21 protein-coding genes are annotated in these 21,418 nt (G+C 52.9%); 20 read left to right on the top strand and 1 reads right to left on the bottom strand.

Features of this window, described 5'->3' with window-relative positions:
- Positions 1-50 precede the first annotated feature (50 nt).
- The 5 genes from mnmE to KNO58_RS10920 all read left to right on the top strand — a co-directional run bounded on the left by mnmE (position 51) and on the right by KNO58_RS10920 (position 5,843).
- Positions 51-1,430, top strand: a complete 1,380-nt coding sequence (gene mnmE, locus KNO58_RS10940) for a tRNA uridine-5-carboxymethylaminomethyl(34) synthesis GTPase MnmE (RefSeq protein WP_214753854.1) — start codon at positions 51-53, stop codon at positions 1,428-1,430.
- A gap of 15 nt (positions 1,431-1,445) precedes the next feature.
- Positions 1,446-3,332: a tRNA uridine-5-carboxymethylaminomethyl(34) synthesis enzyme MnmG gene (gene mnmG / locus KNO58_RS10935; RefSeq protein ID WP_214753853.1), complete on the top strand. Its 1,887-nt coding sequence runs from the start codon at positions 1,446-1,448 to the stop codon at positions 3,330-3,332.
- Between the two features lie 4 nt (positions 3,333-3,336).
- Positions 3,337-4,053 carry a 16S rRNA (guanine(527)-N(7))-methyltransferase RsmG gene (gene rsmG / locus KNO58_RS10930; protein ID WP_214718810.1) on the top strand — a complete coding sequence of 239 codons (717 nt, stop codon included), beginning with the start codon at positions 3,337-3,339 and terminating at the stop codon, positions 4,051-4,053.
- Positions 4,054-4,132: 79 nt separating this feature from the next.
- Positions 4,133-5,011: a nucleoid occlusion protein gene (noc, locus tag KNO58_RS10925; protein WP_214718808.1), complete on the top strand. Its 879-nt coding sequence runs from the start codon at positions 4,133-4,135 to the stop codon at positions 5,009-5,011.
- A gap of 49 nt (positions 5,012-5,060) precedes the next feature.
- Positions 5,061-5,843 carry a ParB/RepB/Spo0J family partition protein gene (locus KNO58_RS10920; protein ID WP_214753851.1) on the top strand — a complete coding sequence of 261 codons (783 nt, stop codon included), beginning with the start codon at positions 5,061-5,063 and terminating at the stop codon, positions 5,841-5,843.
- Here the strand turns inward: KNO58_RS10920 and yyaC are convergent.
- The gene (gene yyaC / locus KNO58_RS10915; protein ID WP_214753849.1) at positions 5,816-6,442 is read right to left on the bottom strand and encodes a spore protease YyaC; all 627 of its coding nucleotides are present in this window, start codon (positions 6,440-6,442) and stop codon (positions 5,816-5,818) included. The genes KNO58_RS10920 and yyaC overlap by 28 nt on opposite strands.
- A gap of 169 nt (positions 6,443-6,611) precedes the next feature.
- Between yyaC and KNO58_RS10910 the strand changes: the two genes are divergently transcribed.
- The 15 genes from KNO58_RS10910 to KNO58_RS10840 all read left to right on the top strand — a co-directional run bounded on the left by KNO58_RS10910 (position 6,612) and on the right by KNO58_RS10840 (position 21,391).
- Positions 6,612-7,550 carry a mechanosensitive ion channel family protein gene (locus tag KNO58_RS10910; RefSeq protein ID WP_214753847.1) on the top strand — a complete coding sequence of 313 codons (939 nt, stop codon included), beginning with the start codon at positions 6,612-6,614 and terminating at the stop codon, positions 7,548-7,550.
- Positions 7,540-7,743: a DUF951 domain-containing protein gene (locus KNO58_RS10905; RefSeq protein WP_016509068.1), complete on the top strand. Its 204-nt coding sequence runs from the start codon at positions 7,540-7,542 to the stop codon at positions 7,741-7,743. The genes KNO58_RS10910 and KNO58_RS10905 overlap by 11 nt, the downstream gene beginning before the upstream one ends.
- 152 nt (positions 7,744-7,895) lie before the next feature.
- Positions 7,896-8,996: a redox-regulated ATPase YchF gene (ychF, locus tag KNO58_RS10900; RefSeq protein ID WP_214718806.1), complete on the top strand. Its 1,101-nt coding sequence runs from the start codon at positions 7,896-7,898 to the stop codon at positions 8,994-8,996.
- Between the two features lie 130 nt (positions 8,997-9,126).
- Positions 9,127-9,414 (top strand): 30S ribosomal protein S6, encoded by a 288-nt coding sequence (gene rpsF / locus KNO58_RS10895; RefSeq protein WP_021067861.1) that lies wholly within the window; start codon positions 9,127-9,129, stop codon positions 9,412-9,414.
- Between the two features lie 37 nt (positions 9,415-9,451).
- A complete protein-coding gene (ssb, locus tag KNO58_RS10890; protein ID WP_021067862.1) occupies positions 9,452-9,961 on the top strand; it encodes a single-stranded DNA-binding protein in 510 nt (169 codons plus the stop codon).
- A 41-nt stretch (positions 9,962-10,002) separates the two neighbouring features.
- Positions 10,003-10,233 carry a 30S ribosomal protein S18 gene (gene rpsR / locus KNO58_RS10885; protein WP_015880232.1) on the top strand — a complete coding sequence of 77 codons (231 nt, stop codon included), beginning with the start codon at positions 10,003-10,005 and terminating at the stop codon, positions 10,231-10,233.
- Positions 10,234-10,384: 151 nt separating this feature from the next.
- Positions 10,385-12,376, top strand: a complete 1,992-nt coding sequence (locus tag KNO58_RS10880; RefSeq protein WP_214753845.1) for a DHH family phosphoesterase — start codon at positions 10,385-10,387, stop codon at positions 12,374-12,376.
- The gene (rplI, locus tag KNO58_RS10875; RefSeq protein ID WP_214753843.1) at positions 12,373-12,816 is read left to right on the top strand and encodes a 50S ribosomal protein L9; all 444 of its coding nucleotides are present in this window, start codon (positions 12,373-12,375) and stop codon (positions 12,814-12,816) included. The genes KNO58_RS10880 and rplI overlap by 4 nt, the downstream gene beginning before the upstream one ends.
- An 18-nt stretch (positions 12,817-12,834) precedes the next feature.
- On the top strand, positions 12,835-14,187 hold the full coding sequence (dnaB, locus tag KNO58_RS10870; protein WP_021067865.1) for a replicative DNA helicase: 1,353 nt from the start codon (positions 12,835-12,837) through the stop codon (positions 14,185-14,187).
- A 237-nt stretch (positions 14,188-14,424) separates the two neighbouring features.
- Positions 14,425-15,714, top strand: a complete 1,290-nt coding sequence (locus KNO58_RS10865) for an adenylosuccinate synthase (RefSeq protein ID WP_214753841.1) — start codon at positions 14,425-14,427, stop codon at positions 15,712-15,714.
- Between the two features lie 120 nt (positions 15,715-15,834).
- Positions 15,835-16,545, top strand: a complete 711-nt coding sequence (gene yycF, locus KNO58_RS10860; RefSeq protein WP_021067867.1) for a response regulator YycF — start codon at positions 15,835-15,837, stop codon at positions 16,543-16,545.
- A gap of 3 nt (positions 16,546-16,548) precedes the next feature.
- A complete protein-coding gene (walK, locus tag KNO58_RS10855; RefSeq protein WP_214753839.1) occupies positions 16,549-18,390 on the top strand; it encodes a cell wall metabolism sensor histidine kinase WalK in 1,842 nt (613 codons plus the stop codon).
- Positions 18,390-19,775 (top strand): two-component system activity regulator YycH, encoded by a 1,386-nt coding sequence (yycH, locus tag KNO58_RS10850; protein WP_214753837.1) that lies wholly within the window; start codon positions 18,390-18,392, stop codon positions 19,773-19,775. Before walK ends, yycH begins: the two co-directional genes overlap by 1 nt.
- The gene (locus tag KNO58_RS10845) at positions 19,762-20,586 is read left to right on the top strand and encodes a two-component system regulatory protein YycI (protein ID WP_214753835.1); all 825 of its coding nucleotides are present in this window, start codon (positions 19,762-19,764) and stop codon (positions 20,584-20,586) included. Before yycH ends, KNO58_RS10845 begins: the two co-directional genes overlap by 14 nt.
- A gap of 13 nt (positions 20,587-20,599) precedes the next feature.
- A complete protein-coding gene (locus KNO58_RS10840; RefSeq protein ID WP_021067871.1) occupies positions 20,600-21,391 on the top strand; it encodes an MBL fold metallo-hydrolase in 792 nt (263 codons plus the stop codon).
- Positions 21,392-21,418 lie beyond the last annotated feature (27 nt).

Here is a 21,418-nt window from a genome sequence, read left to right as displayed (position 1 = left end):
CGTTATGCATAAGATAGAGGAAGTAGTAAGAAGTATGGGAGGGAAAGATGATGCTAGAGTTTGACACGATTACGGCGATTTCGACGCCGATGGGTGAAGGGGCAATCGGAATCGTCCGCTTGTCCGGTGACCGCGCCGTCGAGACGGTGGGCCGTGTGTTTTCGGGAAAAGATTTGACGAAAGTAGAGTCACATACGATCCATTACGGAAAATTGAAACGTCCTGGCACGGACGAGGTCGTCGATGAAGTCATGGTGAGCATCATGCGCGCACCGAAGACGTTCACGCGAGAAGACGTCGTCGAAATCAATTGCCACGGGGGAATCGTCGCGGTCAATCGTGTCCTCGAACTGATTCTTGAACAACCGGACATCCGCTTGGCAGAACCGGGCGAGTTCACGAAACGCGCCTTTTTGAATGGACGAATCGATTTGTCGCAAGCCGAGGCCGTCATGGATTTGATTCGTGCCAAAACGGATCGGGCCATGAACGTTGCCATGTCTCAGATGGAAGGACGTTTGTCACGGCTCGTCCGCGAGTTGCGTCAACTATTGCTTGAGACGATTGCGGCGGTCGAGGTCAATATCGACTATCCGGAATACGACGCCGAAGAGATGACCCAGGCCATTGTCGAAGACAAGGCGGGCGAAGTGAAACGCGTGCTCGAGCAGTTGCTTGAGACGGCGCGACAAGGAAAGATTTTACGAGAAGGGCTGGCGACAGCGATTATCGGTCGGCCGAACGTCGGCAAATCTTCGCTCATGAACACGCTCGTACAAGAGACGAAAGCGATCGTCACGGAAATCGCCGGAACGACGCGCGATACGATTGAAGAGTACGTGAACGTCAAAGGCGTTCCACTCAAATTGATTGATACGGCAGGGATTCGGGAGACGGAAGATATCGTCGAGCGGATTGGTGTCGAGAAATCGCGCAAGGCGCTCGCGGGCGCTGACTTGATTTTGCTCGTCTTGAACGGGCACGAAGGTCTGACTGTCGAGGATGAGGCCTTGTTTGAGGCGATCGCTGGTATGAATGCCATCATTATCATCAATAAGACGGACTTGCCACAAAGTATGGATTCTTCTAAGCTGGAGAAACTAGCGGCAGGTCGCCCGATTGTGGCGACGTCTCTCTTATTAGAAGAGGGAATCGATGCATTGGAGAAGGCGATCTCGAACTTGTTCTTCGCCAAAGGCGTCGAATCACAGGATATGACATATATCTCGAACGCACGACACATTCAACTCATCAAACGGACAATCGAACAGATCGAGGAGGCGCTTGGAAGTGCCGCCATGAATTTACCGATCGATATGGTCCAAATCGATTTACGGCGGGCGTGGGATACGCTCGGCGAAATCAACGGGGATACCGTTCAAGAAAGTTTGATTGATCAACTCTTTTCACAGTTTTGTCTTGGGAAATAATAAGGAGGAACAACTATGGCTTACACGGCAGGCGAGTTTGATGTCATCGTCATTGGAGCCGGTCATGCGGGAATCGAGGCCGCACTGGCTTCGGCGCGTATGGGCGCGAAAACGGCGATGCTCACGATGAATCCGGATATGGTCGGATTCATGTACTGCAACCCATCGATCGGCGGTCCCGCGAAAGGGATCGTCGTTCGCGAAATCGATGCCCTCGGCGGCGAAATGGCGAAGGCGATTGATGCGACGTACATTCAAATGAAGATGCTCAACACATCGAAAGGTCCAGCAGTGCGTGCATTACGGGCGCAAGCGGACAAATTCCAATATCAAAATCACATGAAGAAAGTGCTTGAAGACGAACCGAACCTATTGCTTCGTCAAGCGCTCGTCGAACGACTTCTCATCGAAGACGGGAAAGTCGCCGGCGTCGTCACGAATACGGGTTCGGAGTACCGCTCGAAAGCGGTCATCGTCACGACCGGTACGTTCATGCGCGGTCAAATCATCATCGGCGAATTGTCGTATGAGAGCGGTCCGAACAACCAGATGCCTTCTGTCGAATTGTCGAAGCATTTAGAAGAGCTCGGGCTCGAACTCGTTCGTTTCAAGACGGGGACACCGCCACGCATCGACGGGAAGACGATTGATTACTCGAAGACGGAGATTCAACCAGGGGACGACAATCCGTCGCTCTTCTCGTACACGTCGACAGACCTTGATCCGATCGAGCAAATCCCGTGCTGGCTCACATATACGAGCGAGCGGACGCACCAGCTAATCGATGAGAACTTGCACCGTTCGCCGATGTACTCAGGCGCCATCAAAGGGACGGGCCCGCGTTACTGCCCATCGATTGAAGATAAAGTCGTCCGGTTCAACGATAAACCGCGTCACCAAATCTTCCTCGAGCCAGAAGGTCGCGATACGGAAGAGATTTACGTTCAAGGCTTCTCGACGAGTATGCCAGAAGACGTACAACATCAAATGCTCCGGACGATTCCAGGGCTTGAGAACTCAGAAATGATGCGTCCGGGATATGCGATTGAGTACGATGCGGTCGTGCCGACGCAACTTTGGCCGACACTCGAGACGAAGACGGTCGGCGGATTGTTCACGGCAGGTCAAATCAACGGGACGAGCGGCTATGAAGAAGCTGCCGGACAAGGCATCATGGCCGGAATCAACGCCGCATGCCAAGTGCTCGGCAAAGAGCCGGTCATCTTGGACCGCTCACAGGCGTATATCGGTGTCTTGATTGACGACCTCGTGACGAAAGGGACGAACGAGCCTTATCGTTTGCTCACATCACGTGCCGAATATCGCTTGCTCTTGCGTCACGACAATGCGGACCTTCGCTTGAGCGATATCGGTCACGAAGTCGGTCTATTGTCACCGGAGCGTCATGCCCACCTGGAAGACAAGCGGGTTGCGATTGCGGCAGAAGTGAAGCGTCTGAATGGACTCGTCATCAAACCGTCAGTTGACGTGAACGCTGTGCTCGAAGAAGTCGGCGCGAACCCGCTCAAAGAAGCGACGCATGCCAGCATCCTCTTGAAGCGTCCTGAAGTGACGTATGCGACGCTCATGCGCATTGCACCGGCTCCGATCGAAGTGCCGTTCGAAGTGGCGGAGCAAGTCGAGATTCAAGTGAAATACGAAGGCTACATCTCGAAGCAGCTCGAGCAAGTCGAGAAGATGCGTCGGATGGAAGAAAAACGGATTCCAGAGAAACTCGATTACGATGCAATCGGTGGTCTTGCGACGGAAGCGAAACAAAAACTAAAACAAGTTCGTCCGCTCTCGATTGGACAAGCGTCACGTATTTCCGGGGTAAATCCGGCGGACGTCTCGATCCTTCTTGTCTATATCGAGCAAGGACAATACGCGACAGTGGAGTGAAACGATGAACCAATCCCAATTTATTGAGGCGTTGCAGGCAGAAGGATTTGAATTGAGCGAGAAGCAACTCGCTCAATTTGAACGCTATTTCGAGATGCTCGTCGAGTGGAATGAAAAGATGAATTTGACGGCGATCACGGACAAGGAAGAAGTGTATTTGAAGCATTTCTATGATTCGCTCAGCGCGTCGTTCCATTTCGATTTCACAAACGTCGAAACCGTCTGTGACGTCGGTGCCGGGGCTGGATTCCCGAGCTTGCCGCTCAAAATTCTATTCCCGCACCTTCACGTGACGATTATCGACTCGCTCAACAAGCGAATCACGTTCTTGAACGAACTCGCGCTCGCGCTCGGGTTAGAAGGTGTCGCGTTCCATCATGGACGCGCCGAAGAGTTTGGAAAAAATAAAAAATTTCGTGAGCAATTTGATGTCGTAACCGCCCGTGCGGTTGCCCGGATGACGGTGCTCGCCGAGTACTGTTTACCGCTCGCAAAAGTCGGCGGAACGTTCGTAGCGCTCAAAGCGGCGAAAGTTTCCGACGAGCTGGTCGACGCGAAAAACGCCTTGGCCGTGCTCGGTGGGAAAGTAAAAACGACACACCAGTTCCTATTGCCAGGAGAGATGAGTGAGCGTAATATCGTAATTGTAGATAAATTACGAAAAACGCCTGGGAAATATCCACGTAAAGCGGGTACCCCGGCGAAAGAGCCGCTAATCTGAGCAATCGTGTTTCACGTGAAACTAAAAGCAGATTCCGGTAGTGGAATCTGCTTATTTTTTACATAGAGGGGTGCCGACGTTGAAGAAAACATTTGCTAAACTGTTCGGAAGTCGTCCAGAAGTGGCGGTTACAGAAATCGCAGAGGTCAAACCGAATGATGCGGTTCAAGAAATCGCGTTATCGTTGCTTCTCCCGAACCGTTATCAACCGCGTAAAGTATTCGAGCCGGCTAAAATTGAAGAATTGGCCGTTACGATTGACGAGCATGGTCTCTTGCAACCGATCGTCGTTCGGAAAGCAGAAGAGGGGCGCTACGAGATTATCGCAGGGGAACGCCGCTTCCGCGCCGTCAAATCGCTTGGATGGTCTGTCATTCCGGCCATCGTTCGGGACATGGATGACGATACGACTGCCGCTTTAGCCTTGATTGAGAATTTGCAGCGGGAACAGCTCAGTCCGATTGAGGAAGCGGAGGCATACGGCCGTCTGCTCGCCATGAAAGGTCTGACGCAAGACGCGCTCGCGAAGAGTCTCGGGAAGAGCCAGTCGACGATTGCCAATAAACTACGCTTGTTGAAATTGCCGAACGACGTCAAGCAATGTTTGCGTGACCGCCAAATCAATGAACGTCACGCTCGGGCGCTCTTGCCGTTAAAAGAGGAAGGCCTGCAGCTCCAAGTGCTCATGGAGATTTTAGAACAGGACTTCAACGTCAAAGAGACGGAAGAACGCGTCGCCTTCTTGACGACACCGATTGAAGAAGAGAAGCGGAAACCGAAAAAGCAGCGCCGTCGGACGAAAAGTTTCGCCAGAGATACGCGAATCGCCCTTAATACAATCCGGGACTCGGTCAGTTTGATCGGGAAGTCCGGGATTGAAGTCCAGACCGAGGAAGTCGAAGAAGACGAATTTGTTGAAATTCGGATTCGAATCCCGAAAGCACGGCCACAAAAGTGAGCCTGTGCTTTTTTTATAGCTATCAGTCAGCAGGAATGGAGGAATCATGATGGAACGGTTACCGATTAAACACATTCGTCCAAACCCGAACCAGCCCCGCAAGCAGTTCGAACCAGAAAAGCTAGACGAACTCCGACAGTCGATTGAGCGTTACGGCGTGTTACAACCGATCGTCGTCCGCAAAGCGAGCGGGTTTTATGAAATCATCGCCGGAGAGCGCCGGTTCCAAGCCGCGCAATTGGCCGGCAAGACGGATATCCCGGCATTGATTGTCACGGCCGACTCGGATCGCGTCATGGAACTCGCCTTGATTGAGAACATTCAACGTGCCGACTTGAACGCGATCGAAGAAGCGCTCGCCTACGAACAGTTGATGCAGACGCTTGGATTGACCCAGCAACAGCTCGCCGAACGCGTCGGGAAGAGTCGGAGCCACGTGACGAACAGCCTGAGACTGCTCCGGTTGCCGAGCGCGGTCCAGCATGCGGTCATGGTCGGCGAGCTGACCATGGGCCACGCCCGGGCGATTACGGGCATGAAATCAGTGCAGGCGATGGAACAAATCGCCCGTCGCGTCATCGCCGAGCAATGGACGGTCCGTCGGCTCGAGCGCTATTTACAAAAAGAGCGCATCGAAAAAAAGACGCTCAAACGCTCGAACGCCGACGTCGAAGCCGTCGAGGCGGTGCTAGCGGAACGTCTTCAAATGGATGTATCGATTCGCCCGCGTCGAAAAGGGGGCGTCCTCGAACTGAAGTATTTCTCACAAGACGATTTGGAGCATCTGTTGACGCTTTTATCGCCTCAAGATTTCGATTCGTCGCGAGATTGACGAAGCCGGGTGATGGCCGCCTCTTCTTGATGGAGCCGCCCGATGCGTAAGTCGAACTCGACGAACCCGTCGGTGATGAAACGGGCCAGCTCATAGACGAGGTGAAGGCGCGTGTTTTGCAAAATCATCATCTCCATGAAGCCGCTCACGTTGACGACGGCTTTGATGTTATATTCGCCGACCGAAGGAAGCTCTTTTTGGACACCGGCACCGGGCGCGAGCGGTCCCTCTGAGAAGAAGATATAGCCGACACTCGACAAGCGACCGAGACAAGCGTCGATGGCGATGATGAGTGGACGATGGAAGCGTGTCTGAATCTCATGGAGCGTCTCGACAAGGTTCAGCGCATGGACCGGTTTTGTCAACGTGCCGTACACATGGATATTGCGGACAAAGCGCTCCTCAAGGAACGTGCCGACGAGCGGTCCGAGCGAGTCACCGGTGGAACGGTCGGAGCCGATACAAACGAGGACGATCGGACGATGCGTCTCCTTTGCCAACTGATCATGCAGTTGATCGGCAAAGAGCTTGGATCCACTCCGTTCAGTATGTTCGATGAAGAAAGAGTATGGTTTATGAGGTTTTAGGCGAAACGGCATGAATCTCATCCTCTCTTCTAAGCTGCCTGCGTCTAGTTGCAATTGCGGAATGAAACCGTATTATCCCATTCCCGGAACACCGAAACTTATAACGTCCGGATGTAGGGTTTGAGAAAAGTCGTCAATTATGGTTTGATGGGTTAGAATCTATAACGCTAGAGGTGACAACATGGCTTCACAAAATACAGATACAAACTTAAGTACGGTGGCCGACGAAACGATGGATAGTGTCAATCGGTTCGTCGCCTATTTCCAAGACACGGAGATGTGGATCGGTCTCGGTATCAAATTGACCGGTGTCGCACTCATCATCTTGGCGCTTTATGTGGCGTCCCGCATTTTGACGTCGATGGTCCAACGCGTGTTCGCACTGCGTAAAATTAAAGAGCACGATATTGTGACGCAGCGGCAAAATGAGACGCTGTCAAAATTGGCCCAAAACACGATTCGTTACGTGCTTGGTCTGATTATGATTTTGACGGTGCTCGGACAGTTCGGCGTCAATATCGCCGGTTTGATCGCATCGGCCGGGGTCGCCGGTCTGGCCATCTCGTTCGGCGCACAAAACTTGGTGAAGGACGTCATCACAGGCGCGTTCATCATCTTTGAGAACCAGTATAAGAACGGGGATTACGTCAATTTAAATCAACAAGTCGACGGCACCGTCATCGAAGTCGGGATTCGGACGACGAAGTTAAAAGGGTTGAACGGACAAGTGACGATCATCCCGAACGGACAGATCATGCAAGTGACGAACTACTCGCTCGAGAACAGCGTCGCGGTCGTCGATATCGGTGTCGCCTATGAAGAAGACATGGCTAAAGTCGAGCAGGCGTTGAAAGAGATTGCGAAGACGGTCGAGGAGAAATATCACGACTTGTTCATCGAACCGATCACGCTTGCCGGAGTGCAGTCGCTCGGGCCATCAGAAGTCGTCTATCGTCTCATGGCCGAAGTTCCGCCGACGCAACACTTTGCGGCCGGTCGGATTTTGCATAAAGAGTTGAAGGCTGGATTAGACGAGCGCGGAATCGAAATCCCGTATCCGCGGACTGTCATGATGCCGCCAACCACATCGACTAAAGGAGCGCCCGAAAATGCAGGCTAAATCGTATGAGTTGAACGATTTTGTAGAAATGAAGAAACCGCACGCTTGTCAGACGAACCGTTGGCAAGTGACGCGGGTCGGGATGGACATTCGCATCAAGTGTCAAGGATGCGGGGCGAGCGTACTCATGCCGCGCCGTGACTTTGATAAGCGATTGAAAAAAGTGCTTAAACAAGAGAACGCCGCTGAATAAGTGGCGTTCTTCTCTATGTTGCAACCGTGAGTTGCGGTTTAATCGAGGACTAACTATAATTGTGAAGGATGTGAAGGTGTGGTGTACTGAACGTACCCACTCCACAGACGGATCAACATTTCCCGGGAAAGCCGGATGAGGAGGACATACAAGTGGGATTAACAGCAGGAATCGTCGGATTACCGAACGTCGGGAAATCGACATTATTTAACGCCATCACGCAAGCGGGTGTAGAAGCAGCCAACTATCCGTTCGCAACAATCGACCCGAACGTTGGGGTCGTCGAAGTACCGGACGCGCGTCTCGACCGGTTGACAGAACTCGTCAAACCGAAGAAGACCGTACCGACCGCATTTGAGTTTACAGACATCGCCGGAATCGTGAAAGGCGCGTCAAAAGGAGAAGGTCTCGGAAACAAATTCCTCGCCAACATCCGTGAAGTCGACGCGATTTGTCAAGTCGTCCGTTGCTTTGAAGACGACAACATCACGCACGTGGCCGGAAAAGTCTCACCAATCGATGACATTACGACCATCAACCTCGAATTGATTTTGGCCGACCTTGAGTTGGTCGAGAAACGCATCACACGCGTTCAAAAAATGGTCAAGTCGAAAGATAAGGGAGCCCCTCAAGAACTCGAGGCACTTGAAATCGTTCAAGCTGTCCTTGAATCTGAGCGCCCGGCTCGCGTCGCTGAATTGACGGACGATCAACTCGCCATCGTCAAACACTTCCAATTGCTCACGATGAAGCCGATGCTTTACGTCGCGAACGTCAGTGAAGACGAAGTCGCGGATGCCGATCAAAACCCATACGTTCAAGCCGTGCGTGAGCACGCAGCGACGGAAGAGGCGAAAGTGATTGTCATCTGTGCCCGTATCGAAGAAGAAATCTCAGAGCTCGAACCAGAAGAGCGTCTTGAGTTCTTGCAAGACCTCGGTATCGAAGAGTCAGGTCTCGATCAATTGATTCGTGCCGCTTACTCGACGCTCGGTCTCGCGACATACTTCACGGCCGGTGAAAAAGAAGTACGTGCTTGGACGTTCAAACAAGGAATGAAAGCCCCACAATGTGCAGGCGTTATCCACTCTGACTTTGAGCGCGGATTCATCCGGGCTGAAGTTGTCTCGTATGAAGACTTGTCGGCTGCCGGCAACATGACGACGGTCAAAGAGCAAGGGAAACTTCGCTCAGAAGGAAAAGAATATGTCTTCCAAGATGGCGACGTCGTCACGTTCCGTTTCAACGTTTAAGCCATTTTACGGAAACGTATTGTAAAACGAACAGAAGTTTGATAGTATATTATGACGTGAGTAAAACAATTGTTTGCTCCTTGCTCCTACAACCGGTAGGAGCCGTTAGTCCAAGAGGAGGTGAAAGATAATGCGTAAATACGAACTTCTTTACATTATCCGTCCATCAGTTGATGAGGAAGCTAAGAAAGCTTTAATCGAACGCTTCAACAACGTCATCACTGAAAACGGTGGTACTGTTGATAAAACAACAGACATGGGTAAACGTCGTCTCGCTTACGAAATCAACAAGATGCGCGAAGGACACTACGTTCTTCTCAACATCACTGCTGAGCCTAAAGCGATTCAAGAAACAGAGCGTCTCATGAAGATCTCTGATGACGTTGTCCGTCAAATGACAACTAAAGACGAGCGTTAATTCTTAACGCTTCATATTGCGAAAGGGGAGCTTTGAGATGATTAACCGAGTTGTGTTAGTTGGTCGATTGACACGCGATCCAGAAATGCGTTACACGCAGAGCGGGATTGCCGTAACTCGCTTTACTCTCGCTTGCGATCGTCCATTCACTGGACAAGATGGGAAGCGCGAGGCGGACTTTATTGATTGTGTCGTTTGGCGCAAACAAGCAGAGAACGTGGCACAATATTTGAAAAAAGGCAGCATGGCCGGCGTAGACGGTCGCCTTCAAATCAGTAGTTACGAAGGTCAAGATGGCCAACGTCGTTACCGGGCAGAAGTCGTAGCCGATAGCGTACGCTTCCTTGAACCACGCGGTGCCTCAGGGCAACGTGATACAGCACCGGCTGGAGATGTCTTCGGTGGTGGTGAGTCAAGTGGGTCAGGATGGGGCGCAGCCGCTTCTTCGACTTCATCTCAGTCCTCGAACTCAAACAAAGGTTTTGAAGCCGACCCATTCTCGGGTGGCGGAAAAATCGACTTATCGGATGACGATCTGCCATTTTGATCGCGCCGATTCGAAAACTAAACTAAAAAGGAGGTCTTCACATGGCACGTCGTCCAGGAGGTCGTCGTCGTCGTAAAGTATGTTTCTTTACGTCGAACAACATCACTCATATCGATTATAAAGACGTAGAATTGCTCAAACGCTTCGTTTCGGAGCGTGGTAAAATTCTTCCACGTCGTGTGACTGGTACTTCAGCGAAATACCAACGTCCACTTACTGTCGCTATCAAGCGCTCACGTCAAATGGCTTTGCTTCCATACGTTGCAGAGTAATTTTTGACACACGGCTTATCCCTCGGGATAGGTCGTTTTTTGTTTTTCGAGCCGATGTAGGAGTGTAAGTGAAACGGACGGATATGGTATGATAGAGCAGAAACCATTTAGATATCATGGGTGGGAACACCACTCATTTTAGGAGGCACACATGCACAGTGGTGAAGCAATAACATCAGTGAAGAACCAGTACGCGCGTTACGCGATTCCATATGTGATTGGAATGCTCGTCGCGTTGGGATTGGCGTTCTACAGCATTGTGGCGGCAATCACCCTGTTCGTGGGCACGCTGATTTTTTTCATCTATCAGCAAGTGACGATTCGGCGCGAACGCAAGGCATGGGAGCAATACGTCCATTCCTTATCGCATCGGATTGAAGATGTCGGGAAAGAAGCGCTCACCGGCATGCCGATCGGGATTCTCGTCTTCGACGAAGCGCGTCGCATCAGCTGGTTCAATGAACAGTCTCGGCTCATCTTTGAGCTTGAGATGGAACTCGGCATCCCGCTCGACTCGATTCACTCGGCGTTTACCGAGTTGGTCGAGGAAGAAGAGGACGAGGCGACCATCGAAGTCGGGGATCGCGTGTATCGCGTCCTCTACAATAAGGAATATCAGACACTGTACTTGTTTGATATGACGGATGAGGCAGAGATTGAACAAAAATACTCGGAAACGCAGACCGTGATTGGCGTCTTGTATTTAGATAACTATGATGAGATGTCGACCGCCGTCGATGAGCAGGTTCGCAGTGAAATCAATCGACGCGTGACGGTCCTATTGAACCAATGGGCTCAAAAATATCACATCTATATGCGCCGGACGGCAGCTGACCGCTTCTTTCTCGTCATGAACGAACGGACGCTCTCTGAACTCGAGAACAATCGTTTCTCGATTCTCGACGAGGTCCGCGAGGCGACGAAAGAGCATAAAATTCCGCTCACACTCTCCATCGGCATCGGCTGCGGAGAGACGACGTTGACGGAGCTCGGCAACTTGTCGCAATCGAGTCTCGATTTAGGGCTCGGGCGCGGCGGGGACCAGGTCGTCGTCAAACGTCATAACGGAAAAGTCCGCTTTTTCGGCGGCAAGACGAACCCGACCGAGAAACGGACCCGGGTTCGGGCCCGCGTCATCTCAAACTCGATGCGCGATTTGATTCGGGAGTCGAGCCGGGTCCTCATCATGGGCCACAAAAACCCGGATATGGACTCGCTCGGTGCCTCGATCGGCATCATGAAACTGGCTGAATTCGTTGGACGCGAAGCGTACGTCGTCATTCCGGCCGGTGAGACGAGCGTTGGCATTCAACGGCTCGTCCATGAAGTCGAGAACGATGAAGATCTATATAGTCGTTTCTTGACGGAGTTTGAAGCCCAACCGCTCATCGATGAACAGACGCTCCTCGTCGTCGTCGATACGCACCGGCCGTCGCTCGTCATCTCGCGGGACATTTTGGACCGGGCGGAACGGGTCGTCGTCATCGACCACCATCGTCGCGGCGAAGAGTTTATCGAGGACCCGGTCCTCGTCTACATGGAGCCGTACGCGTCTTCGACGTGTGAACTCGTGACCGAGCTGATCGAGTATCAGGCCGGCACGCGCAAACTGTCGATTTTAGAGGCGACGTCGCTCCTCGCGGGCATCATGGTCGATACGAAAGGATTCACCTTGCGGACGGGGTCGCGGACGTTCGATGCCGCTTCCTTCCTTCGAATTCAAGGGGCCGATACCGTGCTCGTCCAACATTTCATGCGTCAAGACCTCGATTCGTATATCGAGCAGTCCCATATTCTTGAAAATACAGACATCTATTCCGGAGGCATGGCGATTGCCGTCGCCTCGGACGATGAGGCGCATCATCAAGTGTTGATTGCCCAATCGGCCGATCAACTTCTCAACATGGAGGGCGTCAAAGCGTCGTTCGTCATCGCCATCTTACCAGACGGCCGGACCGGCATCAGTGCGCGTTCGCTCGGTGACGTCAACGTCCAAGTCATCATGGAGATGCTGGACGGGGGCGGCCATTTGACGAACGCGGCGACGCAATTGAACGTGAGCCGGGAACAGGCAAAGACGTTATTACAAGAAGCGATTGATCATTATATGACAGATGAAACAGAGGGAGAGGATTCTGAATGAAAGTCATTTTAAAAGTAGATGTAAAAGGTCAAGGGAAAGCGGGTGACGTCAAAGACGTCGCGGACGCGTATGCGAAGAACGTACTCTTCAAAAAGAACTTGGCGGTCGAAGCGACACCGGGTAACTTGAAGGCGTTCGCCGCAAAAGAGCGACGCGCTGAAGAAGCGGCCGAAGAGGAATTGAAGCAAGCCCAGCAGTTGAAGGACAAGCTTGAAAAAGAGACGATCGTCGTCAAGACGAAATCAGGTGAGGGCGGACGCGTCTTCGGTTCGGTCACGAGCAAACAAATCGGTGAAGCGTTGAAAGGGATGGGCTACAAGATCGACAAGCGTAAAATCGAGCTTGAGCACCCAATCAAAGCGCTCGGGTTCACGAAAGTGCCGGTGAAGTTGCATCATGACGTCACGGCTTTGTTAAACGTTCATGTTCAAGAAGCGTGAAGGTGAGGTAGACAACGTATGAGTGATGCGATTCAAGTCAACACCCCGCCACATAGCGTCGAAGCGGAACAAGCTGTCCTTGGGGCCGTCATTCTCGATTCCGATCGGCTGATTACGGCCTCGGAGCGGGTCGACCCGGACGACTTTTATCGTGTCAGCCATCAACGGATTTTTGAGGCGATGCTGAAGATTAACGACCGCGGCGAACTCGTCGATTTGGTCACGCTCAGTTCGGAGCTTCAAGCCCAAGGCATTCTCGATGAAATCGGTGGGTTGAACTATTTGGCGGAAATCGCCGAAGCGGTTCCAGCCATCGGCAACATCGGTTATTATTTGAACGTCGTCGACCAAAAGGCGGCGCTCCGCCGCTTGATTCGGACTGCGACGAACATCGTCTCGGACGGCTACGAACGCCAAGACGAGGTCGATGCCGTCCTGTCAGACGCCGAGCGGAACATTTTAAAAGTGTCGCAACGCAAAGGGCAGTCAAGTTTCCATCCAATCGGCTCCGTCTTATCGGACGCCTACTCGACGATTGAAAAACTGCACCAATCGAGCGGCGAAATCACCGGAATCGCGACCGGGTTCAGTGATCTCGACAAGATGACCGCCGGTTTCCAACGCAACGACCTCATCATCGTCGCGGCCCGTCCTTCCGTCGGGAAGACGGCCTTCGCCTTGAACATCTCGCAAAACGTGGCCGTCCGTACCGGCGAGAACGTCGCCATCTTCAGTTTGGAGATGGGTGCCGAGCAGCTCGTCATGCGTATGCTCTGTGCGGAAGGCAATATCGACGCCCAGCGTCTACGGACGGGACGGCTCGAGGCCGAGGACTGGGGGCGGCTCTCGCTCGCCATGTCATCGTTATCACAAGCCGGTATCTATATCGATGACACGCCGGGTCTTCGCGTCAACGAGATTCGGGCCAAGTGCCGCCGCTTGAAACAAGAGCACGGCCTCGGCATGATCATGATCGACTACTTGCAGCTCATCGTCGGAAACGGCAAGCCGGGCGAGAACCGGCAACAAGAAGTCTCGGAAATCTCGCGTACGCTCAAAGCGATCGCGCGTGAGCTTCAAGTACCGGTCATCGCCTTGTCGCAGCTCTCACGTGGTGTTGAGAGCCGTCAAGACAAACGGCCGATGATGTCGGATATCCGGGAATCCGGGGCAATCGAGCAAGATGCCGATATCGTCGCCTTCTTATACCGGGATGACTATTACGACAAAGAGAGTGAAGACGCCAACACGATCGAGATCATCATCGCTAAGCAGCGTAACGGTCCGACCGGGACGGTCAAACTCTCGTTCCGAAAAGAATACAATAAATTCGTCAACATGGAGACGCAAGCCTTTGCGCCGCCGATGTAGGACGAATGAGTCCGCCGAAGGCGACGTCACGAGACGTCGCCTTTTTTTGTCGGTCTTTAGACCTAAACGTATCTTGATTTTAAAAAATTCCATCATTGAACGAGAAATGACACGTCAATAACGAACGAAAGATTACAACTTAAAAATATCGTTCGGTATTAGGTTGACTTTCAACAAGAGCAAGTGTACACTTACGGATGGTTTGAATAGAACGTTTATCTACAAGGAGGATTCATTATGTCATCAGTAGTCGTAGTGGGAACGCAGTGGGGCGATGAAGGTAAAGGAAAAATCACGGACTTCTTATCGAAGCAGGCCGAGGTCGTCGCGCGTTATCAAGGGGGAGACAACGCTGGTCATACGATCGTCTTCAACGATACGAAGTATAAACTTCACTTGATTCCATCGGGGATCTTCTACTCGGACAAAACATGTGTCATCGGGAACGGGATGGTCGTCAATCCGAAATCGCTCGTCACGGAGCTCGCGTATTTGCACGAGCGCGGTGTGAGCACGGATAACCTCCGCATCTCGAACCGGGCCCACGTCATCTTGCCGTATCACCAGTTGCAGGACAAGCTCGAAGAGGACGCGAAAGGCGACGCCAAAGTCGGGACGACACTCAAAGGAATCGGTCCTTGCTACATGGACAAAGCGGCGCGCATCGGGATTCGCATCGCCGACTTGCTCGACAAAGAAGTGTTCGCCGAGAAGCTCAAGACGGTCCTCACGATTAAAAACCGCATGTTCGTGAAGATGTACGAAGTCGATGCGATCGAATTCGATGACATCTTCGAAGAATACTATGCGTACGGCCAACAGTTTGCCAAGTACGTATGTGATACATCGGTCGTGTTGAACAACGCGCTCGACGAAGAACAGAAAGTGCTCTTCGAAGGCGCACAAGGTGTATTGCTAGACATCGACCACGGAACGTACCCGTTCGTCACATCATCGAACGCGGCTTCAGGCGGCGTATCGAGCGGTGCCGGTATCGGTCCATCGAAGATCCATCACGTCGTCGGCGTCTGTAAGGCGTACACGTCACGCGTCGGAGACGGCCCGTTCCCGACCCAGCTTGACGATGAAATCGGTCACACGATCCGTGAAGTCGGAAAAGAGTACGGTACGACGACAGGCCGTCCACGTCGCGTCGGTTGGTTCGACTCGGTCGTCGTCCGCCACTCACGTCGCGTCAGCGGCATCACAGACCTTTGCCTCAACTCGATTGACGTGTTGACGGGTCTTGAGACGCTCAAGATTTGTACGGCATACGAATTCGAAGGCAAGCTCCTTGATGAGTACCCGCCGAACTTCCGCGTGCTCGAGCAGTGCAAGCCGGTGTTCGAAGAGCTCCCAGGTTGGACAGAAGATATCACAGGCATCCGTAAGTTCGAAGACTTGCCGGTAAACGCGCAAAACTATGTCAAACGCATCGAAGCGTTGACAGGCATCGAATTGTTGACGTTCTCGGTCGGACCGGCACGTGAGCAGACGGTCATCTTGCGTGACATTTACGAAGCATAAGATAGAGAGCCCTCGTGGCTCTCTTTTCATTTCCACGGAAATGGACCACGCTTTCTAACATATAGAAAAAGAGTTACAATGTAGACATGTACGTTTAACGATAAGAGGAGGACTCACTGAATGGATCGTACGATTTTAGTGGTAGATGACGAACAACCAATCGCAGATATATTGAAGTTTAAGCTTGAAAAAGAAGGATACCAAGTCCACGTCGCCTATGACGGGGAAGAGGCGCTCGTGAAAGTCGAAGAAGTCAAACCGGATTTGATTTTGCTCGACATCATGTTGCCGCTCAAAGACGGCATGGAAGTGTGCCGTGAAGTCCGTAAGAAGTACGACATGCCGATTATCATGTTGACGGCGAAAGACTCTGAGATTGATAAAGTGCTCGGACTTGAGCTCGGTGCCGACGATTACGTCACGAAGCCGTTCAGCTCACGCGAGCTCTTGGCCCGCGTCAAGGCGAACATGCGCCGTCACGCAACGGCCCCGGCCCCAGAGACGAAAGGTGCCAACGACAACGATATCGTGATCGGTGATTTGACGATTCATCCGGATTCGTACATGGTCACGAAACGGGAAGAGAAAATCGAACTGACGCACCGTGAGTTCGAGCTCATCCACTACCTCGCCCAAAACATCGGGCAAGTCATGACACGCGAGCATTTGCTTCAGACGGTGTGGGGCTATGACTACTTCGGCGACGTCCGGACGGTCGACGTGACGGTCCGCCGGTTGCGTGAGAAAGTCGAAGACAACCCATCGACGCCGACGTATATCATCACGCGCCGTGGTGTCGGTTACTATTTAAAAGCAGGAGAAGAAGACTAAACGATGAAACGGACGAACTTCTTTAAATCTATCCAGTGGAAGCTCGTCGTCATCTATGCGCTGCTCATTCTTGTTGCGATGCAAGTCATCGGAGTGTACTTCGTACGCTCCCTCGAACGACAATACATCAACAACTTCTCGCAGTCGCTCGTCGATCGGGCCAACCTTCTGAGCTATAACGTCAGTGAAGGGATCGCATCGAACGGCGGTGACTCGACCTCGGACCAGCAGTTGAACCAGGTACTGGATCAACTGCTGTCTGAGTTTACGGAGAGCACGACGCTAGCTGACGACATTCGCGAAGTCCAGATTATCGACACGAACAGTGTCGTCCGGGCGACGTCGAACCCGAACAACCAGAGTCTCGTCGGACAACGGACGGCGAACTCGTTCATTCAAAAATCATTCGCGACGAGCGGGGCGCAAGAGACGCTCGTCTATGAAGACTCGAACGAACGGATGCGCGTCGTCGCCGTTCCAGTCAAATCCGAGGTCGATGGGACGACGACCGGGATGATTTATATCGAGGCGTCGATGAAGTCCATCTATAACCAGATGGAACAAGTGACCCGGATCCTCGCGACCGGGACGCTCATCGCCCTCATCATCACGTCGATTCTCGGGATTTTGCTGTCACGGACGATTACGCGACCGATTGCGGATATGCGTCGACAAGCCGTCGAGATGCGAAAAGGGAATTTCTCGCGGAAAGTTAAAGTCTATTCCGATGATGAGGTCGGCCAACTCGCCTACGCCTTCAACGAATTGACCGATGAGCTGATGGAAGCGAACGCCACGACCGAGGCCGAGCGACGCCGCTTGACGAGCGTCCTCGAGAACATGTCGGACGGGGTCGTCGCGACGGATCGATCGCTCCGGGTCATCTTGATGAACGATCAGGCCCGCGATATGATCGGGCTCGCCGAAGAAGAGGCGATGGGGGCAAACCTTCAGAACCTGCTCGAGTTTGACGATGAGATTGTCATCCCGGAAGACGGCACGATGCCGCCGAAACTGATCGACCTCAGTACGGACGAAGAACTGTTCCTCGTCCGCGCCTACTTCTCGCCGATTCAAAAGCATAGCGGACCGATTACCGGTCTGATTGTCGTCTTGCACGATGTGACCGAGCAAGAACAAGTCGAGCAAGACCGCCGTGAGTTCGTCGCGAACGTCAGCCACGAGCTGCGGACGCCGCTCACGACGATGCGGAGTTACCTCGAAGTACTCGCGGAAGGCGCGTATAAGGACGACGAGCTCGCCCCACGCTTCCTCGAGACGACACAGAACGAGACGGAGCGGATGATTCGCCTCGTCAACGATTTGTTGCAACTGTCGAAGATGGACAGCAAAGAATATACGATGCAAAAAGTGAAGTTCGACTTCATTCAGTTCTTCAACGATATCATCGAGCGACATGAGATGACGAAAGGCGAGACGATTCAGTTCCGCCGTAAGCTCATGAAACGCCGCGTGTACGTCCATGCCGATCAAGATAAGATGACGCAAGTCATCGACAACATCATCACGAACGCCATCAAGTTCTCGCCGGAAGGCGGGACGATTACGTTCCGGACGATGCTCCGGGCCAAGCGGCTCGTCATCGGCATTAAGGATGAAGGGGTCGGTATCCCGAAATCGAACTTGAAAAAAATCTTTGAACGGTTCTATCGGGTCGACAAGGCTCGGGCCCGCAATATCGGCGGGACCGGACTCGGTCTATCAATCGCCAAAGAAGTCGTGTCGGCTCATGGCGGCGACATTTGGGCTGAGAGTGAGTTTGGACGCGGCACGACGATTTACTTCACCATCCCGTTCGATACGATCGTGGAGGTGAATGACTGATGGAACGACCACGCTTCTTGGCGAAGCCAGAACTAGTGAAATCGCTCGTCTTGCTCACCTTGATCGTCACGTCCATCGTCCAGACGGTCATCCTCTGGGATTACCATCCGAAATATCAGTCGGTCCAATCGGAGACGCAAGTCGCGACGGTGGACGAGTCGTTGCAGCGCCAGGCACGTCAAGTTATCGTGCCGGCCCAAACGGTCGTCCATGAGAACAACGCCGTCTTTGCCACGAAGAATACACCGAAACAGATTATGCGCGTCATCCGGGAGTCGTTCGAAGCGAGCGAGTTCAAACCGCTCGCCGTCAAGACCGTTCCGAGTTTGTACGCGGGTGTCGACGAGGCCGTCGAACTGATTTTACCGGAAGCGTATTATGCGGACACGCTCAGCTACATGCTCCCGGGCTCGTATAGCCTGTCCGGGAAAGTGCCGCAGCGGGCCCTCATCTTCATGAAGGACGATACGTGGCGCATCCGTACCATCATGAGCGACCAATCGCTCTGGGAAGGCCGCTTGTCGAAAGTCGGGCAAGGGGACGTCAATAGCCTGTTCTTGAAAGATTCGGATCGGGCGATGCGACGTGTCACGTACACGGATGAACGCGTCAACTATATCCCGGTCGTCGGACCGGCGATGAACGAGCTATTCGCCTATGACGTGTCTCAGATTCAAATCTCGGCCCGTCTCGATTGGATGCGCGATACGTTCTTCCCGGGTGACCCGAACGTGCAGGAAGTCGATCCGGCCAGCTCCGTCGGCGCCCTCACGAACGGGATTAGCGTCGCCGAGTACGATGCGAAGCTGAACGCGAGCCGCTACCGGAACTTGTCGCGCAATAGCACGGAACAGGATTCGGTCATCGGACTCGATACGATTGTCGAGTTCGTCAACTTCCATGGCGGCTGGGTCGATGAGACGTCGGAGAGCCAAGGCTTGTCGCTTCGCTTCGATGCGATCACCCCGGCCAATAAAGGTTTTGAGACGACCGTGTTCCGGTTTCACGTGAACGGTTTCCCGGTGTTCAGTCAACGGGAGGCGTTCATCAACAACGATGCCGTCGACTTGTCGACGCTGCGTGTCGAGAACGACGGGACGCAAGTCCGCTCGATCACCCGGCACCATCTTGAAATCGATCGGTTGATTTCGGTCGGGACGACGCAGCTCGCGGATGGACAAGATGTGGTCGATACGCTCGTCAACGCTGGACGATTTGAAAACGTGACCGAGATTCGTCTCGGCTATGAGATTGAATACAATGAAGACACGAGTCGTTACGTCACGTTCTCCCCGAACTGGTTCGTTCGGGAAGCCGGGAGATGGATTCCGTTCGATCAACCGGAGGACTGGACAGAAAGGATGATGTATCGTGGACTGGAGTAAAGCGAAAACGATTCTCCTCTTCGCCTTCCTCGCGCTGAACATCTACCTGTTGTTCCAGCTCTTGACGGAAACGTGGGCGACGGAGGTCGTGACGAACGACAATACGTCGATCGCGCAAATCTTGGACCAGCGTAACGTCGATGCGTCGAAGTTGCCGCGGATGGGCCGCGACATCGGCTATTTGACGGGATCGTCGGAACAGATGTCGGCCGCGATGATCACGCAGAATCGAGAAGCCCAACTGGCGACGACAGTCGACAACATGCAGCTCGAAGTCGAGCTGAAGCAACCTGTCCCGCTCGATCAAAACGATTTGCGGACGACGGGCGCGACGTTCGTTTCGGAATATGTCCCGTTCGGTTCCGAGTATGCGTACTGGCGATATGACGCCGAGACGCGTCAAGTCGCTTTCGTACAGACGTATGAGAACAATAAAATTTTCTCGAACCCTGAAATCGATGGGGAAACCGAGAAGTACATCGGTCCGTCACTGCTATTGCTTCAATTGAACGAAGCGTTTGAAGTGACCGACTATAAACAACGTCATTTGACGAACTTGACCTCGAAGTCGCAAGACGATCTCGTCTTGACGGCGAGCGAGGCCATCTCGCAACTCGCGGCCCGGAAATACTTCCAGCCGAATCAAGAGATGCGGGCCATCAATACGGGCTTCTATAGCCTGCCGCTCGACAGTACCGGCAGTTTGATTATCATGCCGCCGCTCTGGTCGATTACGATTGACGAGTCTGTCTATTTCGTCAACGCGATCGATGGGACTGTCGAACGGGTCGAATTTGATTCAGAAGAATGAAAGGAGTGATCGAGTGACTTTACGCTATAGTGTGCTTGCGAGCGGTTCGACCGGGAACGCCCTCTACATTGAGACGGAACGGGCGAAATTGCTCGTCGATGCCGGATTGACCGGAAAGGCGATGCAACAACGCATCACCGAGATCGGCCGATCGTTTGACGGTATCGATGCACTGCTCGTCACACATGAGCACTCCGACCATATTAAAGGTGTCGGGATTCTCGCTCGAAAATACAATTTACCGATTTACGCGAACGCGAAGACGTGGGACGCGATGGAATCCTTGATCGGGAAGGTCGACCCGGCCTTGAAGTTTCACTTTGAGGTGGGGGAGATTAAACAGTTCGGGGATATCGAAATCGAGTCGTTCAACGTCAGCCATGACGCGGCCGACCCGATGTTCTATCAGTTCGCCCATGACGGACGGCGCCTCGCCCATATCACCGACACCGGTTATGTGTCCGACCGGATGAAAGGTGTCATCCGCGGGGCCGATGATTTCATTTTCGAGTCGAACCACGACGTCTCGATGCTCCAGATGGGACGTTACCCGTGGAGCGTCAAGCGCCGGATACTCGGGGACTACGGTCACGTCTCGAACGAAGACGCGGCCATCGCGATGAGCGAGGTCATCGGAGATCAGACGAAACGGATTTATTTGGCTCACCTTAGTAAAGATAACAACATGAAAGAACTCGCTCAAATGAGCGTCTCGCAAACACTCGGGACGCGTGATGTCGACCTCGGTCGCATCAAATTGTGCGATACAGACCCATCTACCCCCACTTCGCTCGTTTCTTTATAAGCGAACTTGGGAAAAGACAGATAACAC

The organism is Exiguobacterium sp. J17977, from assembly GCF_018616375.1.
Classification (GTDB): Bacteria; Bacillota; Bacilli; order Exiguobacteriales; family Exiguobacteriaceae; genus Exiguobacterium; species Exiguobacterium mexicanum.
Note: the sequence above shows the minus strand (reverse complement) of the source record. Positions and strands in the feature narration are given on the sequence as shown.

Bases quoted from the DNA above. Each gene is read 5' to 3' on its own strand.
- mnmE (WP_214753854.1), top strand. From the start codon at position 51: ATGCTAGAGTTTGACACGATTACGGCGATTTCGACGCCGATGGGTGAA.
- mnmG (WP_214753853.1), top strand. From the start codon at position 1,446: ATGGCTTACACGGCAGGCGAGTTTGATGTCATCGTCATTGGAGCCGGT.
- rsmG (WP_214718810.1), top strand. From the start codon at position 3,337: ATGAACCAATCCCAATTTATTGAGGCGTTGCAGGCAGAAGGATTTGAA.
- KNO58_RS10920 (WP_214753851.1), top strand. From the start codon at position 5,061: ATGGAACGGTTACCGATTAAACACATTCGTCCAAACCCGAACCAGCCC.
- yyaC (WP_214753849.1), bottom strand. From the start codon at position 6,442: ATGCCGTTTCGCCTAAAACCTCATAAACCATACTCTTTCTTCATCGAA.
- KNO58_RS10910 (WP_214753847.1), top strand. From the start codon at position 6,612: ATGGCTTCACAAAATACAGATACAAACTTAAGTACGGTGGCCGACGAA.
- KNO58_RS10905 (WP_016509068.1), top strand. From the start codon at position 7,540: ATGCAGGCTAAATCGTATGAGTTGAACGATTTTGTAGAAATGAAGAAA.
- rpsF (WP_021067861.1), top strand. From the start codon at position 9,127: ATGCGTAAATACGAACTTCTTTACATTATCCGTCCATCAGTTGATGAG.
- ssb (WP_021067862.1), top strand. From the start codon at position 9,452: ATGATTAACCGAGTTGTGTTAGTTGGTCGATTGACACGCGATCCAGAA.
- rpsR (WP_015880232.1), top strand. From the start codon at position 10,003: ATGGCACGTCGTCCAGGAGGTCGTCGTCGTCGTAAAGTATGTTTCTTT.
- KNO58_RS10880 (WP_214753845.1), top strand. From the start codon at position 10,385: ATGCACAGTGGTGAAGCAATAACATCAGTGAAGAACCAGTACGCGCGT.
- rplI (WP_214753843.1), top strand. From the start codon at position 12,373: ATGAAAGTCATTTTAAAAGTAGATGTAAAAGGTCAAGGGAAAGCGGGT.
- dnaB (WP_021067865.1), top strand. From the start codon at position 12,835: ATGAGTGATGCGATTCAAGTCAACACCCCGCCACATAGCGTCGAAGCG.
- KNO58_RS10865 (WP_214753841.1), top strand. From the start codon at position 14,425: ATGTCATCAGTAGTCGTAGTGGGAACGCAGTGGGGCGATGAAGGTAAA.
- yycF (WP_021067867.1), top strand. From the start codon at position 15,835: ATGGATCGTACGATTTTAGTGGTAGATGACGAACAACCAATCGCAGAT.
- walK (WP_214753839.1), top strand. From the start codon at position 16,549: ATGAAACGGACGAACTTCTTTAAATCTATCCAGTGGAAGCTCGTCGTC.
- yycH (WP_214753837.1), top strand. From the start codon at position 18,390: ATGGAACGACCACGCTTCTTGGCGAAGCCAGAACTAGTGAAATCGCTC.